The organism is Micromonospora sp. NBC_01740, from assembly GCF_035920365.1.
In the GTDB taxonomy this organism is placed as follows: Bacteria; Actinomycetota; Actinomycetes; order Mycobacteriales; family Micromonosporaceae; genus Micromonospora; species Micromonospora reichwaldensis.
The window spans coordinates 6,099,114-6,122,540 of sequence record NZ_CP109150.1 but is presented as its reverse complement, the minus strand read 5'-3'; the positions used below and the strand labels follow the sequence as shown (position 1 = coordinate 6,122,540).

Sequence of the window (23,427 nt, the reverse complement as noted above, 5' to 3'; positions counted from 1 at the left end):
CCCGCTGGAGCACCGTCGCCAGCTCCGCCACGGTCGGTGCCTCGAAGACCGCGCTGACCGGCAGGTCGACCGGGAACCGTTCGTGCAGCAGCGCGACGACCTGGGTGGCCAGCAGGGAGTGACCGCCGAGGTCGAAGAAGTCGTCGTGAATCCCGCAGCGGTCGACGCCCAGCACCTCGGCCCACACCTCGGCGACCGCCCGTTCCGTGGGGGTACGCGGCGCCACCGCCGGTCCGTCGGTGACCGGGCCGGGCGGGGCGGGCTCCGGCAGCCGCCGACGGTCGACCTTCCCGCTGCCGGTCAGGGGCAGTTCGTCGAGCGTCACCCAGCTCTGCGGGACCATGTGCTCCGGCACCCGCTCGGCCAGGTACGCGCGAACCGCCCGGTGGTCGGCCGGCCCGGCTCCGGCCGGCAGCAGGTACGCGACGAGCTGCGGGCCGCCGACCGCGCCGTGGTGCACGTCCACCACGGCGGCGCGGACGGCGGGATGCTGGCCGAGCACCGCCTCGATCTCGCCCAGCTCGATCCGGAAGCCCCTGATCTTCACCTGGTGGTCCCGCCGGCCCAGGTACTCGATGCTGCCGTCCGGCAGGTACCGGGCCCGGTCGCCGGTGCGGTACATGCGCTGTCCGGGCCGGTCGGCGAACGGGTCGGGGACGAAGCAGGCGGCGGTCAGTCCCGGCCGGCCGAGATAGCCCCGGGCGAGCTGGATCCCGGCGAGCACCAGCTCCCCGGGCTCACCGACCGGCACCGGCCGCAGCTCGTCGTCCACGATGTACGTGCGGGTGTTGGCCACCGGCCGGCCGATGGTCACCGCCTCGCCGGGCAGGCAGCGGGTGCTGGTCACCTCGACCGCCGCCTCGGTCGGCCCGTAGAGGTTGACCACCTCGCAGTCGAGCCGGTCGTGCGCCGCGGCCACCAGGTCGGCGGGGAGCGCCTCGCCGCTGCACAGCACCCGCCGGATCGACGGCAGGCTGGTCCGGCCGGCGGGCAGCACGTCCAGGAACGCGCGCAGCATCGACGGCACGAACCTGATCGAGGTGACCTGCCGTTCGGCCACCACCCGGGCCAGGTACGCCGGATCGCGGTGCCCGCCGGGCCGGGCCGTCACCAGCGTCGCCCCGGTGGTCAGCGGGGAGAAGAGCTCACACACCGAGACGTCGAAGCCGTACGGCGTCTTCTGGAGCACCACGCCGCCGTCGGCGCCGAGGGCGTCCGGCATCCAGCGCACCCGGTTGACGATCGCGCGGTGCTCCACGACCACGCCCTTCGGGCGGCCGGTGGAGCCGGAGGTGTAGATGACGTAGGCGGCGTTGGCCGGACCCACGACCGGCTCCGGGGCGCCGTCCGGCAGCCCCCGGTGGTCGTCGTCGACCCGGATCGGGGCGCCGGTGGCGGCGGCCAGCGGCTCGTGGTCGACGCCCGGGCCGGTGACGACGGTCGTCGCCTTCGAGTCGGTCAGCAGGTAGCGGATCCGGTCGGCCGGCTGGTCCGGTTCCACCGGGAGGTAGGCGCCGCCCGCCTTGAGCACCCCCAGCAGCGCCACCACCAGGTCGACCCCCCGGTGCAGACACACCCCCACCACCGACTCCGCGCGCACCCCGGCCGCCCGCAGCCGGCGCGCGAGCCGGCCGGCCTCGCGGTCCAGCTCCGCGTAGCGGACGGTCCGCTCGTCGGACACCACGGCGATCGCGTCCGGGGTACGCCGTACCTGCTCCTCGAACAGCTCGTGCAGGCACGGGTCGGTCGGGTACGCGACCTCGGTGTCGTTCCACCCTGTCGGGACCCGGTGCCCGTCGGCCGCGGTCAGCTTCGCCATGGCGGTCACGACTACCGGCCCGCCGCCTGCTCCATGCGCCGGCGCAGGCTGAGCGGGCGCATGTCGGTCCACACCTCGTCGATCCGCTTCAGGCACTCCTCGCGGGTGCCCTCGGTGCCCTCCGCGCGCCACCCCAGCGGCAGCTCCCGATCGCCCAGCCAGATCGAGTACTGCTCCTCGTCGTTCACCACGACCCGGTACGCGCGCTCATCGGTGTTCTCGTCGGACATGCCGGCTCCTCCTCGGGAAAGGGCAGCCGTGTCGTACGACACGACACTGATCCCACTGCCGGTCACACCCTGCCGGGACGCCGATCGCCGTACGTAGAGAAGAACTGGCAGAAAAACGCGTACGAGCCTTGCCGGGGATTCTCTTTCTGACCCGTGCCTCAGCGGAGAGGCTGAGCCGTGCCGCGTGACCGGCAGCCCAGAGGCCGACAGGAGAAGCGATGAGTACGCCCCGGATGACGGTGCCGCCGCTGCCGCGCGGGCCGGCCGAGAAACCGCTTCCGTTCGTCCTGACCGCCGGTGCGCCGGGGGAGCCGATCGACGGGCGGCTGACCGCCGACCGGGCCGCGATCCGGGCCCGGCTGCGTGAGCACGGGGCCGTCCTGCTGCGCGGGTTCGACGTCGGCGGGGTGGCCGGCTTCGAGGGGGTGGTCCGGGCGCTCTCCGGTGAGCCGCTGGACTACGCCGAGCGCTCGTCGCCCCGCAGCACCATCCAGGGGCGGGTCTACACCTCGACGGACTTCCCGCCAGCCGAGGAGATCTTCCTGCACAACGAGAACTCCTACCAGGCCGACTGGCCCATGGCGCTGTACTTCTACTGCCTGCGTACGCCGGCCACCCTGGGCGCCACCCCGCTCGCCGACACCCGCCTGGTGCGCCAGCGCATCGACCCGGCGGTGTGTGCCGAGTTCGTCGCCCGGGGCTGGCTGGTGGTGCGCAACTTCCACGAGGGCTTCGGCGTGCCCTGGCAGCGGGCGTTCAACACCGACGACCGGGACGAGGTGTCGCGCTACTGCGCCCGCAGCGGCATCGAGGTGGAGTGGACCGGCTCGGGGCTGCGTACCCGCGCCCGACGCGACGCCGTGCACCGGCACCCCGGCACCGGTGAGCTGCTCTGGTTCAACCACGTGACCTTCTTCCACGTGACCACGCTGGCCGAGGAGGTCTGCGCCGGGCTGCGGGAACTGTTCGACGAGACCGAGCTGCCCACGAACACCTACTACGGCGACGGCGGGCGCATCCCCGACGACGTGGTGGCCCACCTGCGGGACTGCTACCGGGCGGCCCAACGACGCTTCGACTGGCAGCGCGACGACGTCCTGGTGGTGGACAACATGCTCGCCGCGCACGCCCGGGAACCGTTCACCGGCGACCGCAGGATCGCCGTGGCGATGGCCGAGCCGTACCGCGCGGCGCTCGCGGCGGCCGGCGCGGCCCCGGGGTGACCGTCGGCGGTGTGCCCGGGACCCTCGCGCACACCGAACCAACTCCCCACGGCATCGCAGCGATGCCCGGCCCGGACACGGAGGCGAAAGACCCATGGCAGACGGCGACAGCCGGTACGTCGGCACCGGCGGGGCGGTGCTGTCCGATCACGAGGGCGGCCACGCCGTGTCGTCGGCGCAGGAGCAGCTCTGGTTCGTCGACCAGCTACGCTCCGGTGCCAGCGAGTATCTCCTGCACCAGGCGGTACGGGTGCGCGGCCCGCTCGACGCCACGGCGCTGCGGGCCGCGCTGAGCGGGATCAGCGCGCGACACGAGATCCTGCGGACCCGGTACGACACGGTGGACGGACGTGCCGTGCAGGTGATCGACCCGCCCGGCCCGGTCGACGTCGACCTCGTCGACCTGGGCGACTCGCCGGCCGGCGACCGGGACGGCCGCCTCGACGAGGTGCTGGAGGCCACCCTCGACACCCCCTTCGACCTGCGGAAGGACGCACCGCTGCGGGCCCGGCTGATCCGCTGCGCGAGCGACGACCACGTCCTGCTGTTGGTGGTGCACCACATCGCCTTCGACGGCTGGTCCTGGGGCGTGCTCGCCAGGGAACTGCACACCCTCTACGGGGCGTTCGTCGCCGGCCGGCCCAGCCCGCTGCCGCCGCTGCCCGTGCAGTACGCGGACTTCGCCGCCTGGCAGCGCGAGAACTGGCTGTCGGGGCCGCACGTCGACGCCCAGGTCGGCTACTGGCGGGAGCGGCTGTCCGGGCTCGGCCCGCTCGACCTGCCGACCGACCGGCCCCGGCCCGCGCACTGGCGGGCCGCCGGCGACGGCCTCACCTTCACCGTGCCGGCGGACCTGGCGACCGCCCTGACCCGGCTCGGCGCGGACCGGGGCGCCACCCCCTTCATGGTCTTCCTCGCCGCCTTCCAGCTCCTGCTCGGCCGGTACGCCGGTCAGACCGACGTGGCGGTCGGGGTGTCCGTGGCCGGGCGGCACGAGGTCGAGCTGGAGGACCTGATCGGCCTCTTCGTCAACACCGTCGTGCTCCGGGCCGACCTGGCCGCCCCAGCGTGCTTCCTCGACCTGCTCGAGCAGGTCCGCAGCACCACTTTGGACGCCTACGACAACCAGCAGGTGCCGTTCGACCGGATCGTCGCCGAGCTGTCCCCGGAACGGGACCTGTCCCGCAACCCGCTGTTCCAGGTGGGGTTCGGGCTGCACAACGCCGACCGGGCCGCCTTCGCCCTGCCCGGCCTGACCGTCACCGAGCAGCCCACCTCGTGGACCTCGGCCGCGTTCGACCTCTCCCTGCAACTGGTCGGGCGACCGGACGGCTCGTACCACGGGGAGGTGGTCTTCCCCACCGCGCTGTTCGACGGCCCCCGGGTGCACCGCATGGTCGCCAACTACCTGCACCTGCTGGCCGCCGTCGTCGCCGCCGGCCAGGCCCCCCTGGACGAGCTGGACCTGCTGGCCCCCCGGGAGCGCCGCGAGGTGCTCGGCGAGTGGGGCCGGGGCGCCGACCGGCCCGCGGGCCCGGGGCTGCCGGAACTCTTCCTCGCCCAGGCGGCGGCGACCCCCGACGCGACCGCGCTGGTCGCCGACGACGGCACCGAGGTCGGCTACGCCGAGCTGGCCGGCCGCGCCCGGAAGCTCGCCGCGCACCTGCACGCCGTCGGCGTTCGCGTGGGCGCCCCGGTCGGGGTCGCGGTGCACCGCGGGCCGGACCTGGTGACCGCGCTGCTCGGGGTGCTGCTCGCCGGCGGCGTCTACGTGCCCCTCGCCCCCGACCAGCCGGTCGACCGGCTGGAGTTCATGGCGGCCGACGCCGGGGTGTCGGCGCTGGTCACCGAGTCGGCCCTGCGGGGCCTGCTGTCGGCCAATGACGCCCCGGTGGTGCTCGTCGACGCCGCTGACAACACCGGGACCGACGCCGAGGGCGACACCGGGACCGGCCCCGGCCCGGACACCGGGGCCGGGGCCGGTCGCGGCGACGGCACCGCGACGGTGTCGCTGCCGGCCACCGACCCCGACGCCGCCGCCTACGTCATGTACACCTCCGGATCGACCGGCCGGCCCAAGGGCGTCGTGGTCACCCACGCCGGCATCCGCAACCGGGTGCTGTGGTCGGTCGAGCAGTACCGGCTCACCGCCGCCGACCGGGTGCTCCAGAAGACCGCCCTCGGCTTCGACGCCTCCATGTGGGAGTTCCTGGCGCCACTGGTCAGCGGCGGCGCGGTCGTCCTGGCCGCCCCGGACGCCCACCGCGACCCGGGCGCGATGCTGCGGGCGATGCGGGCCCACGGCGTCACGGTGCTGCAACTGGTGCCGTCCGTGCTGCGGGTGCTGCTGCACGAGACCGACCTGTCCGGCTGTGCCGCGCTGCGGCTGGTCTGCTCCGCGGGGGAGCCGCTGCCGGCGGCGCTCTGCGAGCAGCTTCAAGCCCTGCTGCCCGTGGAGGTCTGGAACACCTACGGCCCCACCGAGTGCGCCATCGACGCGACCGCCTGGCGTTACCGCGGTGACGAGGGGACCGGGACCGTGCCGATCGGCCGGCCGCTGCCCGGCTGCGGCGTCCTGCTCCTCGACGCCGACGACCGGCCGGTGCCGGTCGGGGTGGCCGGTCAGCTCTGCCTCGGCGGGGTCGGCCTGGCGCGAGGCTACCTGGGCCGGCCCGCCCTGACCGGGGAGAAGTTCACCCCCAACCCGTACGGCCGCACGCCGGGGGAGCGCCTGTACCGGACCGGGGACCTGGCCCGGTGGCGCGACGACGGCAGCCTGGAGTACCTGGGCCGCCTCGACCACCAGGTCAAGCTGCACGGGGTACGCATCGAGCCGGGCGAGGTCGAGGCGGCCCTGCGGCGGCACCCCACCGTCGACGCGGCGGTGGTGACCCTGCACCGGCCGTCGTCGGGCGACGCGGAGCTGGTCGCGTACGTGGTCCCCGCCGCCGGTGCCCGGATCGATCCGGACGGGCTGCGCGACGCGCTCGCCGACCGGCTGCCCGCCGCGCTGGTCCCCTCCACCGTGATCAGCCTGGACGCCCTCCCGCTGACCGCGAACGGCAAGCTGGACCGCGCGGCCCTGCCGGCGCCCGACGGCCCCCGCCCCGGCGCCGACCGGAGGTACCTGCCGCCGGCCACCGACACCGAGCGGACCGTCGCCGGGATCTGGGCCGAGCTGCTCGGCGTCGAGCGGGTCGGCCGGGACGACAACTTCTTCACCCTCGGCGGCCACTCCCTGCTCGCCATCCGGGGCGTGCTCCGGGTGCGCCGGGCACTCGACGTGGAGCTGACCGTCGGGCAGCTCTTCACCGCCCCCACCGTCGCCCAACTCGCCGCCCTGGTCGACGAGGCCCGCCCAGGCGCCGGGTCCACCGACGAGCCGGCCGACGCGGCGATCCGGCCGGTGACGCGGGACGGGAAGCTGCCGCTCTCCCTCGGCCAGCGCCGGCTGTGGTTCCTGGACCAGCTCGAACCGGGCAGCCTCGAATACCTGATCCCGATCTCGATGCGGCTGACCGGCCCGTTGGACGTGGCGGTGTTCCGGCGGGCGCTGGACGCGGTGGTCAACCGGCACGAGATCCTGCGTACCCGCTACCACTCGGTCGACGGCGAGCCGGTGCAGGTGGTCGACCCGCCGGGACCGGTCGGGTGGGAGCTGGTCGACCTCAGCGGCGCACCGGACGTCGTCGACGGTGCCGAGGTGCTGCTGCGGGTCGCGGCCGGCCGGCCCTTCAACCTGGCCACCGAACGCCCGATCCGGGCCCAGGTGATCCGGGTCGCGGGCGACGAGCACCTGGTCGCGCTGACCATGCACCACATCGCGTTCGACGTCTGGTCGATGGACATTCTCCTGCGCGAACTCGACACCCTCTACCGCAGATACGCGCGGGGCGGCGGGGCCACCGCACTGCCCGACCTGCCCGTGCAGTACGCGGACTTCGCGGCCTGGGAGACGGCCCGCCAGGACAGCCCCGAACTGGACGCGCAGCTCGCCTACTGGTCCCGGCAACTGGCCGGGTCGACCCCGCTGGAGCTGCCCACCGACCGGCCCCGCCCGGCGCTGCGCGACCCGGCCGGTGACAACGTCGTCGTCGACGTGCCGACCGACGTCGGGCGGGCGCTGGCCGAGCTGGGCAACCGGGAGGGCGCCACCCTGTTCATGGTGCTGCTGGCGGCCTTCCAGGTCCTGCTCGGCCGGTACGCCCGGCAGCACGACGTGGCCGTCGGCACCCCGGTCGCCGGCCGGACCCGGCAGGAGACGGAGGACCTGCTCGGCTTCTTCGTCAACAACCTGGTGATGCGCGCCGAGCTGGTCGACGACCAGCCCTTCCCGGTCCTGCTCGACCAGGTGCGCCGCACCGTGACGGACGCGTTCCGCAACCAGGACGTCGCCTTCGAGCGGCTGGTCGACGCGCTGCGGCCGGACCGGGACCTGTCCCGCAATCCGCTGTTCCAGGTGATGTTCGAACTGCAACACCTGGAGCGGATGACCGCGACCCTCGGCCCGACCACCATCGAGCACGTCGACAGCTCCTTCCCGGTGGCCAAGTTCGACCTCACCCTCTCCGTGGAGCAGCACCCGGACGGCCGGCTGCGCTGCTGGTTCGAGTACGCCACCGCGCTCTGGGACCGCCCCGGCATCGAGCGGATGGCCGGGCACTACCTGCACCTGCTCGCCCAGGTGGCGTCCGCGCCGGGAACCGCCCTGCGTGACCTGACCCTGCCCACCGGCGCGGAGCGGGCGCACCTCCTCGGGCCGTTGGCCGGCGAGCCGGTCGCGCCCGCCGGGCCGTTGCGCGCCGCCGAGGCCGCCGGCGCCGGCGTGGTGGAGCTGTTCGGCCGGCGGGTCCGGCAGCACCCGGACGTCGTGGCGGTGGAGTTCGACGGCCGGCGGCTGACCTTCGCCGAGCTGGACACCCGGGCCAACCGGCTCGCCCACCACCTGCGCGGGCTCGGGGTGCGCCCGGAGGTCCCGGTCGCGGTCTGCCTGGAACGCGGCCTGGAGGTGGTGGTCACGCTGCTCGCGGTGCTCAAGGCGGGCGGGGTGTACCTCCCGGTCGACCCGGACCACCCCACCGAGCGGCTGCGCTTCATGCTCGCCGACGCGAGGGCCGCGGTGGTGGTCACCGAGCAAAGCCTCGCCGACCGGGTCGCCGCCGACGGGGTGACCGTGGTCGCCGTGGACGCCGACCGGGCGGTGATCGCCGGTCGGGACGGCACCGCGCCGGACCCGTCGACCGGAGCGGACGACCTCGCCTACGTCATCTACACCTCGGGCTCCACCGGGCGGCCCAAGGGCGTGATGATCCCGCACGGCGCGTACGCCCACCACTGCGAGGTCATCGCCCGCGCGTACGACATCGCACCCGGCGATCGGGTGGTGCTGCTCTCCGCGCTCACCTTCGACGTGGCGATGGACGGCATGATGGCCACCCTGCTGGCCGGGGCGACCCTGGTGGTCAGCGACCCGGTCTTCTGGAGCCCGGCTGAGCTGCCGGACCGGCTCGCCCGGCACCGGATCACCCACATGGAGATCACCCCCGCCTACTACCGGGAGGTGATGGACGCCCTGCCGGCCGGCGACGAACGGCTGCGGCACCTGAAGCTGATGAACGTCGGCAGCGACGTGGTCACCGTCGCCGACGCCCGGCGCTGGGCGGCCACCGGACTGCCCGGCCGGTTCCTGGTCAACTACGGCCCGACCGAGGCCACCGTCACCTGCCTGCTGCACCCGGTCGCGGGCGACCCGCCCGGCGAGCGGAACGAGGCACTGCCGATCGGCCGCCCGGTCCCCGGCACCCGGACCTACGTGGTCGACGAACACCTGGACCCCGTCCCGGTCGGGGTGCCCGGTGAGCTGCTGCTCGGCGGGGTACGGCTGGCCCGGGGCTACCTGGGCCGGCCCGCACTGACCGCCGACAGGTTCGTGCCCGACCCGTTCGGCGCCGCCCCCGGCGGCCGGCTCTACCGCAGCGGCGACCTGGTCCGGTACCGGCCGGACGGGACGATCGAGTTCCTCGGCCGGATCGACCAGCAGGTCAAGATCCGGGGTTTCCGGATGGAGCTCGGCGAGATCGAGTCGGCCCTGGCCGAGCACCCGGCGGTCCGCGCGGTCGCGGTGGTGGCCCGCGAGACCCAGCCGGGGGAGAAGGGCCTGGTCGCCTACCTGGTCTGCCGGGACGGCGCCCCGCCGGCGGTCGGCGAACTCCGGGCCCACCTGCGCGACCGGCTGCCGGACTACATGGTGCCGGCCCAGTGGATGGTGCTGGACGCACTGCCGTTGACCACCAGCAAGAAGGTCGACCGCCGGGCACTGCCCGCCCCGACACCCGTGCGCGCCGACCTCGGCCGGGCGTACGAGGCACCCCGTACCCCGTTGGAGGAGGCCGTGGCCGACATCTGGGCCACCGTGCTGGAGGTCGACCGGGTCGGCGTCCACGACGACTTCTTCGACCTCGGCGGTCACTCGCTGCTCGCCACCCGGGTGCTCGCGCACCTGCGGCAGAGCTTCGACCTCGACCTGCCGCTGCGCCTGCTGTTCGAGCAGACCACCGTGGCCGACCTCGCCGACGCGGTGCACACGGCCATCGAAAACGAGATCTCACGGCTTTCCGACGCCGAGGTGGCGGAACTGCTGAAGGAGGGCAACCTGTGACCGCCAGCCACACCCCGAGCGCGTCCCCGCGACAGGAACTGCTCCAGCGGCGCCTGCGTGGTGCCGGTCGGGCCCGCCGGGCCGACACCATCGCCCCGGCGCCCCGCACCGGCCCGCTGCCGCTCTCCTTCGGGCAGCACCGGCTCTGGGTGCTCGACCAGTTGCAGCCCGGCGGCACCGGTTACCTGATGTCCGTCGGCCTGCGGCTGCGCGGGACGCCGCGCGCCGACGCGCTGCGCCGGGCGTTGACCGAACTGGTCGCCCGGCACGAGATCCTGCGGACCCGGTACGTCGTCGTCGACGGCGAGCCGGCACAGGTCGTCGACCCGCCCGCCCCGGTCGAGTTGACGACGACCGACCTCGGCCACACCGACCGGGAGACGGCCCGGCAGCGCCTCACCGCGCTGCTCGGCACGCCGGACCCGGTCGACCTGGCCGCCGGCCCGGCGCTGCGGGCCCGGCTGGTCCGCCTCGCCGGGGACGAGCACGCCCTGGCGCTCACCATGCACCACATCTCCTCCGACGGCTGGTCCGAGGGGATCATCCTGCGCGAACTGGCCGCCCTGTACGACGCGTTCGTCGCCGGCCGGCCCTCCCCGCTGACCCCGCTGCCCATCCAGTACGCGGACTTCGCGGTCTGGCAGCGGACCCGCTCCGCCGGGGACCGGCTGGACCGGCAGCTCGACCACTGGCGGGACCGGCTGGCCGGGCTGACGCCGTTGGAACTGCCGACCGACCGGCCCCGGCCAGCGGTGTGGAACCCGGACGGCGGGCTGGTCACGTTCACGGTGCCGGCCGCCCTCGCCGGCCGGCTGCGTGACCTGGGCCGGGCGTCGAACGCCACCCCGTTCATGGTGCTGCTGGCCGCGTTCCAGCTCCTGCTGGCCCGCCACACCGGGCAGACCGACGTCGCGGTGGGCACCCCGGCCGCCGGCCGGGACCGCCTGGAGACGCACGGCCTGGTCGGGCTCTTCCTCAACACGCTGGTGCTGCGGACGGACCTGTCCGGCGAGCCGACCTTCGTCGAGGTGCTGGCCCGGGTCCGCGAGGCGGTGCTGGACGCGCAGTCCCACCAGGACGTGCCGTTCGAGCGGATCGTGGACGCGCTGTCCCCGGAACGCGACCTGTCGCGCAACCCGCTGTTCCAGACCATGTTCCTCTTCCAGGAGGGCGGGTCGGCCGGCTTCGACGCGGGTGGCCTGGTGGGGGAGGAGCTTGACGCCGGCCCGACCACGGCGAAGTTCGACCTGACGCTCGGGCTGACCGAGGAGGCGGACGGCTCCCTCTCCGGCGGGGTGGACTTCCCGACGGCGCTGTTCGACGACGCGACCGTGCGGCGGCTGGCCGGGCACTACCAGCGGTTGCTGAGCGCCGTCGTCGCCGACCCGGACGCCCCGGTCACCCGGCTGCCCCTGCTCACCGACGCCGAGACCGCCCAACTCGCGGCGTGGAACGACACCGCCGTCGACCACCCCCGGCACACCCTGACCGGGCTGCTGGACACGCAGGCGGCCCGTACGCCCGACGCGGTCGCGCTGCGCTTCGACGGCGCGGAACTGTCGTACGGCCGGCTGCACGCCGAGGCCGCCGTCCTCGCGCGGCGTCTGCGCGACGCCGGGGTCGGGCCGGAGTCCGTCGTGGCCGTCTGCCTGCCGCGCGGCCTGGACCTGATGCGGGCGCTGGTGGCGGTCCTGAAGGCCGGCGCCGCCTACCTGCCGCTGGACCCGGACCTGCCGGCGCGGCGGCGCGCCTTCATGGTGCGCGACTCGGGCGCCCAGCTCGTGGTCGACGAGGACTTCCTGGCCGCCGCCGAGGAGGACAACTCCGCCGACGGCGACCCGCAACCGTCGGCGGAGATCACGCCCGGGCACGCCGCCTACCTCATCTACACCTCCGGGTCGACCGGCCGGCCCAAGGGCGCCCTGATCGAGCACGGCGCGATCGTCAACCGCCTGCGGTGGATGCAGGACGCCTACCGCCTCGACGCCTCGGACCGGGTGCTGCAGAAGACGCCGGTCGGGTTCGACGTGTCGGTGTGGGAGCTCTTCTGGCCGTTGATCACCGGCGCGACGCTGGTCCTCGCCCGCCCCGGCGGGCACCGCGATCCCGCGTACCTGGCCGACGTGATCCGCACGGAGGGGATCACCACCGTCCACTTCGTACCGTCGATGCTGCGGGCCTTCCTGGTCGAGCCCGTCGGGGCGCTGCCGTCCCTGCGGCGGCTGATCTGCAGTGGCGAGGCGCTGCCGCCCGACCTGGCCGAGCGGGTGCACGAGCGGATCGGCTGCGAGCTGCACAACCTGTACGGCCCCACGGAGACCGCGGTCGACGTCACCGCGGCGCGGTGCGAGCCCGGCGAGCCGGTCACCATCGGCCGCCCGATCGCCAACACCACCGCCCACATCGTCGACGCCGCCGGGCAGCCCGTGCCGGTCGGCGTGCCCGGCGAGCTGCTGATCGGTGGCGTGCAGCTCGCCCGGGGCTACCTGGGCCGGGCCGCGCTGACCGCCGAACGGTTCGTCCCCGACCCGTTCGCCGCCGCGCCGGGGCGGCGCCTGTACCGCACCGGTGACCTGGCCCGCTACCGTCCCGACGGCAGCATCGAGTACCTGGGCCGGATCGACCACCAGGTGAAGATCCGCGGCCAGCGCGTCGAGTTCGGCGAGGTCGAGGCCCTGCTGTACGAGGCCCCCGGCGTCACCGTGGCGGCGGTGGCCGTCCACGACGAGCAGCTCGTCGGCTACCTCGTCGGGCCGGAGACCGTCGAGCGGGTGCGCGCGTACCTGGTCGACCGCCTGCCGGACGCGATGGTCCCGGCGCGCTGGACGATCCTGCCCGCCCTGCCGCTGACCGCCAACGGCAAGGTGGACCGCCGCGCCCTGCCTGCACCCGAGGCGGCGTCGGGCGCGGCGGGCGGCGGCCACGTCGCCCCGCGCGACGAGACCGAGAAGCGGATCGCCGACGCGTTCGCCGTGGCGCTCGGCCTCGACACGGTCGGCGTGACGGAGAGCTTCTTCCTGCTCGGCGGCGACTCGATGCGGGCGATCCGGATGGTGGGGCTGCTGCGCGCGGCCGGCCTCACCGTGTCGGTCCAGGACCTGTTCACGCACCAGAGCGTGGCCGAGCTGGCGGGCGTGGCCGTGCGGACCGGGCCGGACGAGGAGACCGAGTCGACCGTCGGCCGGTTCGCGCTGGTGGGCGACGCGGACCGCAGCCGGCTGCCGGACGGGCTCGTCGACGCCTATCCGATCACCCAGAACCAGGCGGGCATGCTGTTCGAGATGCTCTCCGGCGGCGACCGGCCGGTCTACCGCAACGTCTCCTGCTACGGGATCACCGACCAGCAGCCCTTCTCCCTGGACGCGCTGCGGGAGGCCGGCCGGCTGCTCACGGACCGGCACGAGATCCTGCGTACGTCGTTCGACCTGTCCCACTACTCCGAGCTGATGCAGCTCGTCCACGCGTCGGTCGACCTGCCCATCGGCTACGACGACCTGCGCGGGCTGCGGCCCGACGAGCAGGAGGAGGCGGTACGCGCACACCTGCGGGCCGAGCGCGTCCGACCGTTCGACATCACCACGGCGCCGCTGCTGCGCTACCACGTGCACCAGCTCGGCGACTGCGAATGGCGGCTGACCCACTCGGAGAGCCACGCGATCCTCGACGGCTGGAGCCACACCTCCACGGTGGCGATGCTGATCTCGCTGTACCGGACGCTGCGCCGGGGCGAGCGGCCCGCCCTGCCGCCACCGCCGGCGGTGCGCTTCGCCGACCTCGTCGCCCGCGAACGCGCGTCCCTCGCCTCGGCGACGGACCGTGGCTTCTGGGCGGCGACCGTGGCCGGGTCGGACCGGCTCGAACTCCCGCCGGAGTGGGGCACCGGGTCGGACGCCCCGGCGAACGTCGTCGAGGTGCCGTGGGCCGACCTGCGGCCCGCACTGCGCCGGCTCTCCGCCGCCGCCGGCACCTCCCTGAAGAGCGTGCTGCACGCCGCGCACCTCAAGGTGCTGAGCGTCGTCACCGGCCGGCAGCGCTTCTTCACCGGCCTGCTGTGCAACGGCCGGCCCGAGCGGCTGCGCGGCGACGAGGTCTTTGGCATGTACCTCAACACCGTGCCGTTCGCCGCCGATACCTCCGCCCGCACCTGGCGGGCCCTGGTGCAGGCCGTCTTCGCCGGCGAGGCGCGCCTCTGGCCGCACCGCCGCTACCCGCTGCCGGCCATGCAACGCCAGTGGGGCAACGGCTCGCCACTGCTGCGGGTCGGCTTCTCGTACCTGGACTTCCACGTGCTCGACGGTTCCGCCGAGTCGGTCGGGATGGTCGACGACTTCAGCCCGAGCAGCGTCGGGCTGGACGTGTGGACCTTCCCGGGGGTCCTGCGGCTGGGCGCCCGGCCCGCCGACATCGACCGGCCGTACCTCGAACTGCTGGCCCGGACCTACCGGCACGTGCTGGAGGCGATGGCCGCCGACCCCGACGGCGACACGGACGTCGGCCTGAGCGCCGCCGACCGGGCCTGGGCGGTCGAGGCGCACCAGCCCGTCGAGCCGTTCCCGGCGACCCCGTTCGTCCACGACCTCGTCGCCCGGCGCGCGGCCGCCGCGCCCGCCGCGGTGGCGGTACGGCACGGCGACGCCACGCTCACCTACGGGCAGCTCGACGACCGGTCCGACCGGCTCGCCGCGCGCCTGGGAGAGCTGGGCGTCCGGGCCGACACGGTCGTCGGCATCCACCTGCCCCGCGGGATCGACCTCGTCGTCGCGATGCTGGCGGTCCTCAAGGCCGGCGGGGCGTACCTGCCGCTCGATCCCGCCTATCCCGCCGAGCGGGTCGGCGACATGGTCCGCGACGCGGCGCCCGTGGTCGTGCTGACCGACGGCGACCTGGCCCCGCGCCTGCCGTGCACGACCGCGACGGTGCTGGTCGCCGACCTCGCGAACGGCCGGCCCTTGGCGGCCTACCCGCCGACGGCACGGCTCAGCGGGGACAACCTCGCCTACGTCATCTACACGTCGGGCTCCACCGGGCGGCCCAAGGGCGTCGCGGTCACCCACCGCGCCGTGCTCAACTTCTGCCACGCCCAGCGGCGGGTCCTGCAAGCGCGGCCCGGCGACGAGGTGCTCCAGTTCGCCTCGCCCAGCTTCGACGCCTCGGTCTGGGAGATCCTGCTGGCCCTCGCCAACGGCGCGGCGCTGGTGCTGCCCCCGCCGGACGCCGACCCCGGCGACCTCCGCCGCCACGCGGCCGAACTCACCCACATGACCCTGCCGCCGCCGCTGCTGGACCGCCTCGACCCGGCCGACTTCCCGCGCCTGCGGGTGCTGGTCACCGGTGGCGAGGCGTGCACGGCCGAGCAGGCGGCGCGGTGGGCCGACCGGGTCCGCGTGCTGCACGCGTACGGGCCCACCGAGACCACCGTCGTCGCCACCATCGCCGAGCTGCGGGCCACGGACACAGCACCGCCGCCGATCGGGCTCCCGCTGGACAACGTGCGCGCCTACGTCGTCGACGACGAAATGCGCCTGCTGCCTCCCGGCGTACGCGGGGAACTGCTCCTCGGCGGGGCGGGAGTGGTGCGCGGGTACCTCAACCGGCCGGCGCTCACCGCCGAGCGGTTCGTGCCGGACCCGTACGCGTCGCGACCGGGCGAGCGCATGTACCGCACCGGCGACGTGGTCTCCCGGGACCCCGACGGCACCCTGCACTTCCACGGGCGCCGGGACCACCAGGTCAAGGTCCGCGGGTTCCGGATCGAGCTCGGCGAGATCGAGCACGCCCTCGCCGCCCACCCGGCGGTCGCCGCAGCCGTGGTCGCCGTCCACCGGGCCGGCACCCCGGACGCCTCGCTCGTCGCCTACACCCGCCCCGCGGACGCGACCGCGGCGTCCCCGGCCGAGCTGCGCGACCACCTGCGGGAGCGGTTGCCGCAGCACCTCGTCCCGCACCACTACCTGGCCGTGGACGACTTCCCGTACACCCGCAACGGCAAGGTCGACCGGGCCGCCCTCCCGGCGCCGGACGGCTCGCGGCCGGTGACGGACGTCGAGTACGTCGCGCCGCGCTCGGACGTCGAGAGGCACATCGCCACCGCCTGGAGCGAGGCGCTCGGCATCGAGCGGATCGGCGTGCACGACGACTTCTTCGCCCTCGGCGGCCACTCGCTGGCGATGATGCGACTGACCGCGACGCTGCGCAGCCGGCATGGCTACGAGCTGACGTTCGGCTCGTTCGTCGAACACCGCACCGTCGCCGGGCTGGCCGCGACACTCCAGGACCCGGCGGCGACGGCCGGCGCGATGATGTGGCTGCGGCGCGGTGGCGACGGCCGGCCCCCGCTGTTCTGCGTGCACCCCGGTGGCGGCAGCGCCCACTGGTACCTGCGCCTCGCCCCGCACCTGCCCCCGGACCAGCCGGTCGCGGCGTTCGAATGGCCGGGCCCGCACCCGGGGGGCACGCCCACCACGGCGCAGATGGCCGAACGCTACGGCGACGAACTCCGCCGGGCCCAACCGCACGGGCCGTACCGGCTGTTCAGCTGGTGCGGCGGCAGCGGCATCGCCAGCGAGATGGCCCACCGGCTGGTCGAGGACGGGCACGAGGTGACGCTGATCCTGCTCGATCCGGGCCTGGACATCCACACCCGCGCCGACGCCTGGAACGAACTCGCCCTGATCCGCCGCCTGGAGTCGCTGCTGCACGAGGTGGGCACCGGTGGCGACGAGGCCGACACGCCGGAACGCCGCCGGGAGATCCTCGACCTGCTCGAACACCTCGTCGACGACATCGACGAGGAGACCGGCATCGCGCTGCCCGAGCGCGGCGTGGGGGACTCGTGGCCGCGGCAGGTACGGATCTGGCGCGAGGTCATGGAGGTGGACGTCGAGTACCGGCACCGGCCCTGGCCGGGTCGGCTGGAACTGATCGTCAGCGACGAACTCGCCGACGGCCAGCACGAGGTCACCTCCGGCCAGAGCTACCCGGACTACCTGGCGCGCTGGGAGGAGCTCTGCACCGGCGGCGTGCGGGTGCACCGGGTGCCGGGTGACCACTTCAGCGTCATCAAGCCGCCGCACGTCACCACGCTCGCCCGCGTCATCGCCGACGTGCTGGGTGAGGGCTGACCGTCTGTCACGGATGCCGGCCGCGCCCGCCGTGCGCGGCCGGACGAGAGGAAGAACTGGATGAGTACCCACACGAGCCCGCCACCCCTACGGGTGGCCATCGTGGGCACGGGCAACATCGGCACGGACCTGCTGTTGAAGGTCGAGGCGTCCCCCCTGTTGGAGTGCGTCCTGTTCGCCGGGCGCCGCGCCGGATCACCCGGGATCGAGCTGGCCGAGCGGCACGGGGTGCCGACCAGCGTGGCCGGCATCGACGCGGTCACCGCCCGGGCCGAGCACATCGACCTGGTCTGCGACGCGACCTCGGCCGACGACGCCACCCGCCACTGGTCGGTCGTCGCGCCCACCGGGCTGCCGTTCGTCGACCTCACGCCGGCGCACCTCGGGAAGTTCTGCGTACCGGCGCTCAACCTGGACGACTGCCTCGACGAGCAGTACCTCAGCATGGTCACCTGCGGGGGACAGGCGGCGGTCCCGATGGCCCACTGCATGGCGGAGGCCGCGGAGGGCATCGACTACCTGGAGATCGTCTCGGCCAGCGCCTCGGCCACCGTCGGCCCCGCGTCCCGGGCCAACCTGGACGAGTACGTGCACACCACCGAGCAGGCGACCATCGAGTTCTGCGGCGTGCGACGCACCAAGACCGTGCTGGTCATCAACCCCGCCGAGCCCGGCATCGTCATGCGCAACTCGATCGCGGTGACGACCGCCGAACGGATCGACATGGACGCCCTGCGCGCGTCCGTCGCCATGATGGAGAAGCAGATCAGGTCGTACGTCCCCGGCTACCGCGTCGTCGTCCCGCCGGTGGCCGTCGGGGACCGGATCACGATCACGGTGGAGGTCGAGGGCCGGGGCGACTGGTTCCCGCGCTACGCCGGCAACCTCGACATCATCACCTGCGCCGCCCTCGCGGTCGCGGAGGCCCGGGCGGAACGGCGGCGGTCATGAGCGGCGCACCGAAACTCAGCATCTGCGACACGACCCTGCGCGACGGCAACCACGCGGTCGGCCACCAACTCGGTCGCGCGGACATCAGCGCCTACGCGCGGGCGGCCGAGGCCGCCGGGGTGGACGTCGTCGAGGTCGGCCACGGCAACGGCCTCGGCGCCTCCTCCATCCAGGTCGGCATGGCCGCGCTCAGCGACGCCGAGATGCTGCGGGCCGCCAAGGCCGAGCTGCGTACCGCCCGCCTCGGCGTGCTGTCCATCCCCGGGTTCGCCAGCGTCGAGCGCGACCTCAAGCCGGCGCTGGACCACGGCGTGGACGAGGTCCGGGTCGGCGCGCACTGCACCGAGGCGGACGTCACCCGGCAGCAGGTCACGATGCTGCGGGCGATGGGCGTCGCCGTCAAGGGGATGCTGTTGATGAGCCACATGGCCTCCGCGGCGAAGCTGCTGGAACAGGCCCGGCTCATGCAGGGCTACGGCGCCGAGGCGGTCATCCTGATGGATTCCGCCGGCGCGTACACGCCGGAGAAGGTCCGCGAGAAGGTCGGCGAACTCGTCGAGCACCTCGACATCGCGGTCGGTTTCCACGCGCACAACAACCTCGGCATGTCGGTCGTCAACAGCATGACGGCGATCGAGGCAGGCGCCACCATCGTCGACGTCACGGCGCGCGGCTTCGGCGCGGGCGCGGGCAACGCACCGATCGAGCTCGTCGCGGCCAACCTGCACGTCGGGCAGGTCGAGACCGACATCCAGCTCTTCGGCGCGCTGGACGCGGCCGACGTGGCACAGGAGCGGTTCGTCAAGCACGTGCCCACCAACGACAGCGTCACCATCGCCAGCGGGATCGCCGGCGTGTTCTCCGGGTTCGCCGCGCCGGTGCGGCGCGCGAGCGCCCGCTTCGGCGTCGACCCCCGCAGGATCCTGCTGGAGCTGGGCAACCGCCGGGTGGTGGCGGGTCAGGAGGACACCATCATCGAGGTCGCCATGTCGCTGGCCGCCGAGCAGAGCCATTGAGCCGGTACGCGCGGCCCTCCGGGCCCGCATCACCCGACGCAGGGCTGGCACCACCTCACCAAGGGCTGGCACCACCTCACCAAGGGCTCGCATCACCTGACGTAGGAGGACCAATGCAACGCCATTCCTCGCTCGACGAGGCGGCCGACCTGGCCGGTGTCGCCGCGCTGCTGCAGATCGGCGCGGAGATCGGGGTGGACCGGCTGCTGGATTCGGGCGGCACGTTCGACGCCGCCGAGCTGGCCAGGACCGCCGACCTTCCGCAGGCCGGCGTGGAGGACTACCTCGCCGCGCTGGTCGCCGCCGGGCTGGTGGTCGGCACGGACGTCCCGGACCGCTTCCGGGCGGCCGAGGACTACCCGGACCGGCGGTACGCGGCCGGTTACGTGTCCTGGGCCATGAGCGCCAACGGGCCGTTCCTCGCCAACGCCCGGGAGTTCCTGACCGACCGCGACGCGGCGGCCCGGGTCCACCGGCGGAACGGACGCCGGGTGGCGGTCAGTTCGAGGTGGATCGGCGAGCGGGCGTTCTATCCGCCGATCGTCGACCGGGTCGCCTCGGCCGGCGCCTCGCACGTGGCCGACCTCGGCGCCGGCGCCGGCGGGCTGCTCATCGAGCTCCTGGGGCGGGACCCGGGGCGTACCGGCGTGGCGCTCGACAGCAGCGGCGCCGCGTGTGAAGCCGCGCGGGAGGCCGCGGCCGCGGCGGGGGTGGCCGACCGGCTCCGGGTCGTCGAGCGTACGGTCCAGTCCCTCGCGGACGATCCCGGACCGGTCGAGGGCGCGGACGCCGTGCTGGCGTGCTTCGTCATGCACGACATCGTGGCGGACGAGTCGGTGGCCAAGGACGTGCTGGGCGCCTGTCGCGACGCGCTGGCGCCGGGCGGGTTCATGGCGGTCGCCGACGCGGTCTCCTATGCGCCCGACCCCGCGGAGCGGAGGTTCAGCGCGCTCTTCACCTACCTGCACGCCAGCTTCATGCGGGTGACCCTGCCGACCGAGCGGCAGTGGCTGGACACGTTCCGGTCCGCCGGCTTCTCCGAGACCGCGTGCGTACTGCTCGGCGTGCCCGGCGGTCGGCTCTTCGTGGCGGCCAGGTAGTGGCCACCACGCTGTCGCTGCACCGCGCGCTCGCGGGGGAACTCAGGACGGCGGCGCGGACCCTTCGCGCCGTACCGCCGATCTCGGCCCGGCATCCGCAGCTCGACCTGGCGGACGCCTACGCCATCCAGAGCGAGCTGCGCGAGATGGAACTGGCCGAGGGCGCGGTCCTGGCCGGGCTCAAGATCGGTGCGACGAGCGAGGCGATCCAGTCGATGTTCGGCATCGACCATCCCGACTTCGGCTACCTGACCGACCGGATGGTGCTCGACGACGGCGCCGACCTCGACCTGGGCCGGTTCATCGCGCCGAAGGTCGAGGGCGAGATCGCGTTCCGGTTCGCGCAGGACGTCACCGGCCCGACCGTGACCGCGCACGACGTGCTGGCGGCCACCGCGGAGGTCCTGCCGGCGCTGGAGGTGCTCGACAGCCGGATCCGGGACTGGCGGATCGGCCTCGTGGACACCGTCGCCGACAACGCCTCGTCGGCGCTGGCCGTCCTCGGCGCCGGCGTGCCGCCCGGCACGACGGACCTGGCCGGCGCGCGCATGGAGCTGCGTAGCCGCCACGGCGTGCAGGCGGGGCGGGGCTCGGCCGTGATGGGCCATCCGGCCGAGTCCGTGGCCTGTCTGGTGCGCATCCTGTCCGGGTTCGGCACCGGCATCAGGGCCGGGCAGCTCGTGCTCTCCGGATCCTGGGCGGCGGCGGTGGACCTCGTGCCGGGGGACACCGTGCGGGCCTCCTTCGGCGCCCTGGGTCAGGTCGCGCTGACCACCCGCGGTTGACGTGCTCCGGGGCCCCGCCGGGCCCCGGCACCGCCCGCCGGTCGGGGAGCACGCACCCGACCGACCTGTTTCGACGACGAGACGACTATGACCGAGGAGACCCCGGACCGATGACCATGCTGGTGGACGAGACGGTACCGCCGCACAAGGCGGCCTACGACTTCTCCCTCTTCGAGGCGATGGAGTCGGAGGTGCGTTACTACTGCCGTAAGTTTCCGGTGGTGTTCGACCGGGCCCGGGGCGCCGAGCTCTACGCCGAGGACGGTCGGATGTTCACCGACTTCTTCTGCGGCGCCGGCACCCTGAACTACGGCCACAACCATCCCCACCTGAAGCGTCGCATCACGGAGTACCTCGCCAGGGACGGCGTGATGCACGGCCTGGACATGTACACCGTGGCGAAGCGGACCTTCCTGAGCCGGCTCCGCGAGCAGGTGCTGGCCCCGCGAGGGCTGGACCACAAGGTGCAGTTCTGCGGGCCGACCGGCACCGACGCGGTGGAGGCGGCGCTGAAGGTGGCCCGCCGGGCCACGGGACGCCGTGGCGTGGTCTCCTTCAGCGGGGCGTACCACGGCATGTCCCGCGGGTCGCTTGCGGTCAGCGGTGGCCGCCGGGCCCGCGCCGCCGGTCAGGTGGGCACGGCGGACGTGACGTTCGTGCCGTACGAGGACGGTCCGGCGGGGCCGTTCGACTCGATCGGCTACCTGGAGCGGATGCTGTCCGACCCGTCGTCGGGGCTGGACCTCCCGGCCGCGGTGATCGTCGAACCGTTGCAGATGGAGGGCGGGGTGTACCCGGCCTCGGCCGACTGGCTGCGCCGGCTGCGCGACCTGACCACCCGGTACGGCGTCCTGCTCATCTTCGACGAGATCCAGTCCGGCTGCGGACGGACCGGCACGTTCTTCTGCTTCGAACACGCCGGCGTGGTGCCGGACATCATCACTGTCTCCAAGGCGATCGGCGGGTACGGGCTGCCGCTGTCGCTGGTGCTGTTCCGGCCGGAACTCGACGTCTGGTCGCCGGGGGAACACACGGGCACCTTCCGGGGCAACCAGCTCGCCTTCGTCGCCGGCGCCGCCGCCTGCGAACTCTGGGGCCAGGACGGATTCCGGACCACCGCCGCGGTCGGCGCCCGGCGACTGGAGCGCTTCGGCGCCGACCTGCGCGACAGCGAACCGGCGCTCGCCGTACGGGGCCTGGGCATGGTCCTCGGCGTCGACCTGCGGGCGGCTGGCGGCGCGGAGCGGGCCGACCGGATCCAGCGGCGCTGCTTCGAGACCGGGCTGATCGTCGAACTCTGCGGGCGCGACGACGAGGTGATCAAGGTGATGCCGCCGCTCACCATCGACCTCGCCCGGCTGGAGCGGGGCCTCGCCGTCCTGCACCGGGCCATCCGGGCCAGCTGACCGCCGCCCGCCACCGCGACCGTTCCTGGAGGATCCCGATGGACCGTCGTCCCCGCCGTCACCTGCTGTCCATCAAGGACCTCAGCGACGCCGACCTGCGGCACCTCGTGGCCCGCAGCGCCGACCACGCCGCCGGTCGGGTCGGGCCTGCCGACCAGTTGCGCGGACTGGTCACCGCTGTCTACTTCCGCCGCACCTCGACCCGGACCCGTACCGCCTTCTCCAGCGGAGCCCTGCGGCTCGGCTCCCAGCTGATCAGCTACGGCCCCGGGGACCTGCAACTGAACACCGGCGAGACGGTCGAGGACACCACCCGGGTGCTGTCCGAGATGGTCGACCTGTTCGTCGCCCGGACCGCCGACCCGGTCGCCGAGCTGCGGGCGTTCGCCGGGCAGGACCGGATGGGGGTGATCAACGCGATGAGCGCCGAGGAGCACCCCACGCAGGCGCTGGCCGACCTGAGCACCATGACCGAGCGGTTCGGCCGGGTCGACGGGCTGCGGGTGCTCTACGTGGGGGAGGGCAACAACACCGCCGCCGCGCTCGCGCTGGCCCTCAGCCGGTTCACCGGAACGCGGCTGCACCTGCGCACGCCGCCCGGGTACGGGCTGGACCCGGACGTCCTCGCCGCCGCCCGGGCGGCCGCCGCGCGGACCGGTTCGGCGGTCGCCGAGGCGCACCACATGGCGGACCTGCCGGAGGTCGACGTCGTCTACACCACCCGCTGGCAGACCACCGGCACCACCAAGCCGGACCCGGACTGGCGGCGCGTCTTCGCGCCGTTCCGGGTCGACGGGGCGCTGCTGGCGGCGAGCCCGGAGGCGGTGTTCATGCACGACCTGCCGGCGCACCGGGGCGAGGAGGTCACCGCCGGCGTGCTGGACGGTCCCCGCAGCATCGCCTTCGCTCAGGCGAGGCACAAGATGTCCAGCGCCCAGGCCGCGTTGGAGTGGTGCGCCGGGTGAGCCCGGCCGCGGCACCCGCCCGACCCGCACCACGGCCCCCGACGACGGCGGCGGGAGCCCCGGCGAGCCGGTCGCCCTCGGGACGGGGTGCTGGTGGGCCACCTGGACAGCCGGGTGCGGCGCGGCTGGACCGTCGGCGGCATGGCCGAGGGT

Annotated in this window: 10 protein-coding genes and 1 pseudogene; 9 read left to right on the top strand and 2 right to left on the bottom strand. The window is 74.1% G+C overall.

Annotated elements, in window-relative coordinates:
- Positions 1–10 precede the first annotated feature (10 nt).
- Positions 11–1,753 (bottom strand): annotated as a pseudogene (locus tag OG989_RS26690) (non-ribosomal peptide synthetase); the annotation flags it as partial.
- Between the two features lie 77 nt (positions 1,754–1,830).
- Positions 1,831–2,049, bottom strand: a complete 219-nt coding sequence (locus OG989_RS26685) for an MbtH family protein (protein ID WP_091630286.1) — start codon at positions 2,047–2,049, stop codon at positions 1,831–1,833.
- Between the two features lie 218 nt (positions 2,050–2,267).
- Between OG989_RS26685 and OG989_RS26680 the strand changes: the two genes are divergently transcribed.
- The 9 genes from OG989_RS26680 (at position 2,268) to OG989_RS26640 (ending at position 23,274) form a co-directional block, all read left to right on the top strand.
- Entirely contained in the window at positions 2,268–3,272 is a 1,005-nt protein-coding gene (locus OG989_RS26680; RefSeq protein WP_327028841.1) for a TauD/TfdA family dioxygenase, read from the top strand.
- Between the two features lie 139 nt (positions 3,273–3,411).
- Complete coding sequence (locus tag OG989_RS26675; RefSeq protein ID WP_327031240.1) at positions 3,412–9,930, top strand: non-ribosomal peptide synthetase; 6,519 nt, start codon at positions 3,412–3,414, stop codon at positions 9,928–9,930.
- A complete protein-coding gene (locus tag OG989_RS26670) occupies positions 9,927–17,051 on the top strand; it encodes a non-ribosomal peptide synthetase (RefSeq protein ID WP_327028840.1) in 7,125 nt (2,374 codons plus the stop codon). Before OG989_RS26675 ends, OG989_RS26670 begins: the two co-directional genes overlap by 4 nt.
- 60 nt (positions 17,052–17,111) lie before the next feature.
- The gene (locus tag OG989_RS26665) at positions 17,112–18,002 is read left to right on the top strand and encodes an acetaldehyde dehydrogenase (acetylating) (protein WP_327028839.1); all 891 of its coding nucleotides are present in this window, start codon (positions 17,112–17,114) and stop codon (positions 18,000–18,002) included.
- Positions 17,999–19,018 carry a 4-hydroxy-2-oxovalerate aldolase gene (dmpG, locus tag OG989_RS26660; protein ID WP_132240580.1) on the top strand — a complete coding sequence of 340 codons (1,020 nt, stop codon included), beginning with the start codon at positions 17,999–18,001 and terminating at the stop codon, positions 19,016–19,018. Before OG989_RS26665 ends, dmpG begins: the two co-directional genes overlap by 4 nt.
- Before the next feature lie 113 nt (positions 19,019–19,131).
- Positions 19,132–20,118, top strand: coding sequence for a class I SAM-dependent methyltransferase (locus OG989_RS26655; RefSeq protein WP_327028838.1), 987 nt, complete (start codon positions 19,132–19,134; stop codon positions 20,116–20,118).
- Positions 20,118–20,903, top strand: a complete 786-nt coding sequence (locus OG989_RS26650; RefSeq protein ID WP_151453861.1) for a 2-keto-4-pentenoate hydratase — start codon at positions 20,118–20,120, stop codon at positions 20,901–20,903. The genes OG989_RS26655 and OG989_RS26650 overlap by 1 nt, the downstream gene beginning before the upstream one ends.
- A gap of 110 nt (positions 20,904–21,013) precedes the next feature.
- Positions 21,014–22,309, top strand: a complete 1,296-nt coding sequence (locus OG989_RS26645; protein WP_327028837.1) for an aspartate aminotransferase family protein — start codon at positions 21,014–21,016, stop codon at positions 22,307–22,309.
- Between the two features lie 38 nt (positions 22,310–22,347).
- Complete coding sequence (locus tag OG989_RS26640) at positions 22,348–23,274, top strand: ornithine carbamoyltransferase (RefSeq protein WP_151453863.1); 927 nt, start codon at positions 22,348–22,350, stop codon at positions 23,272–23,274.
- Positions 23,275–23,427: the final 153 nt, after the last annotated feature.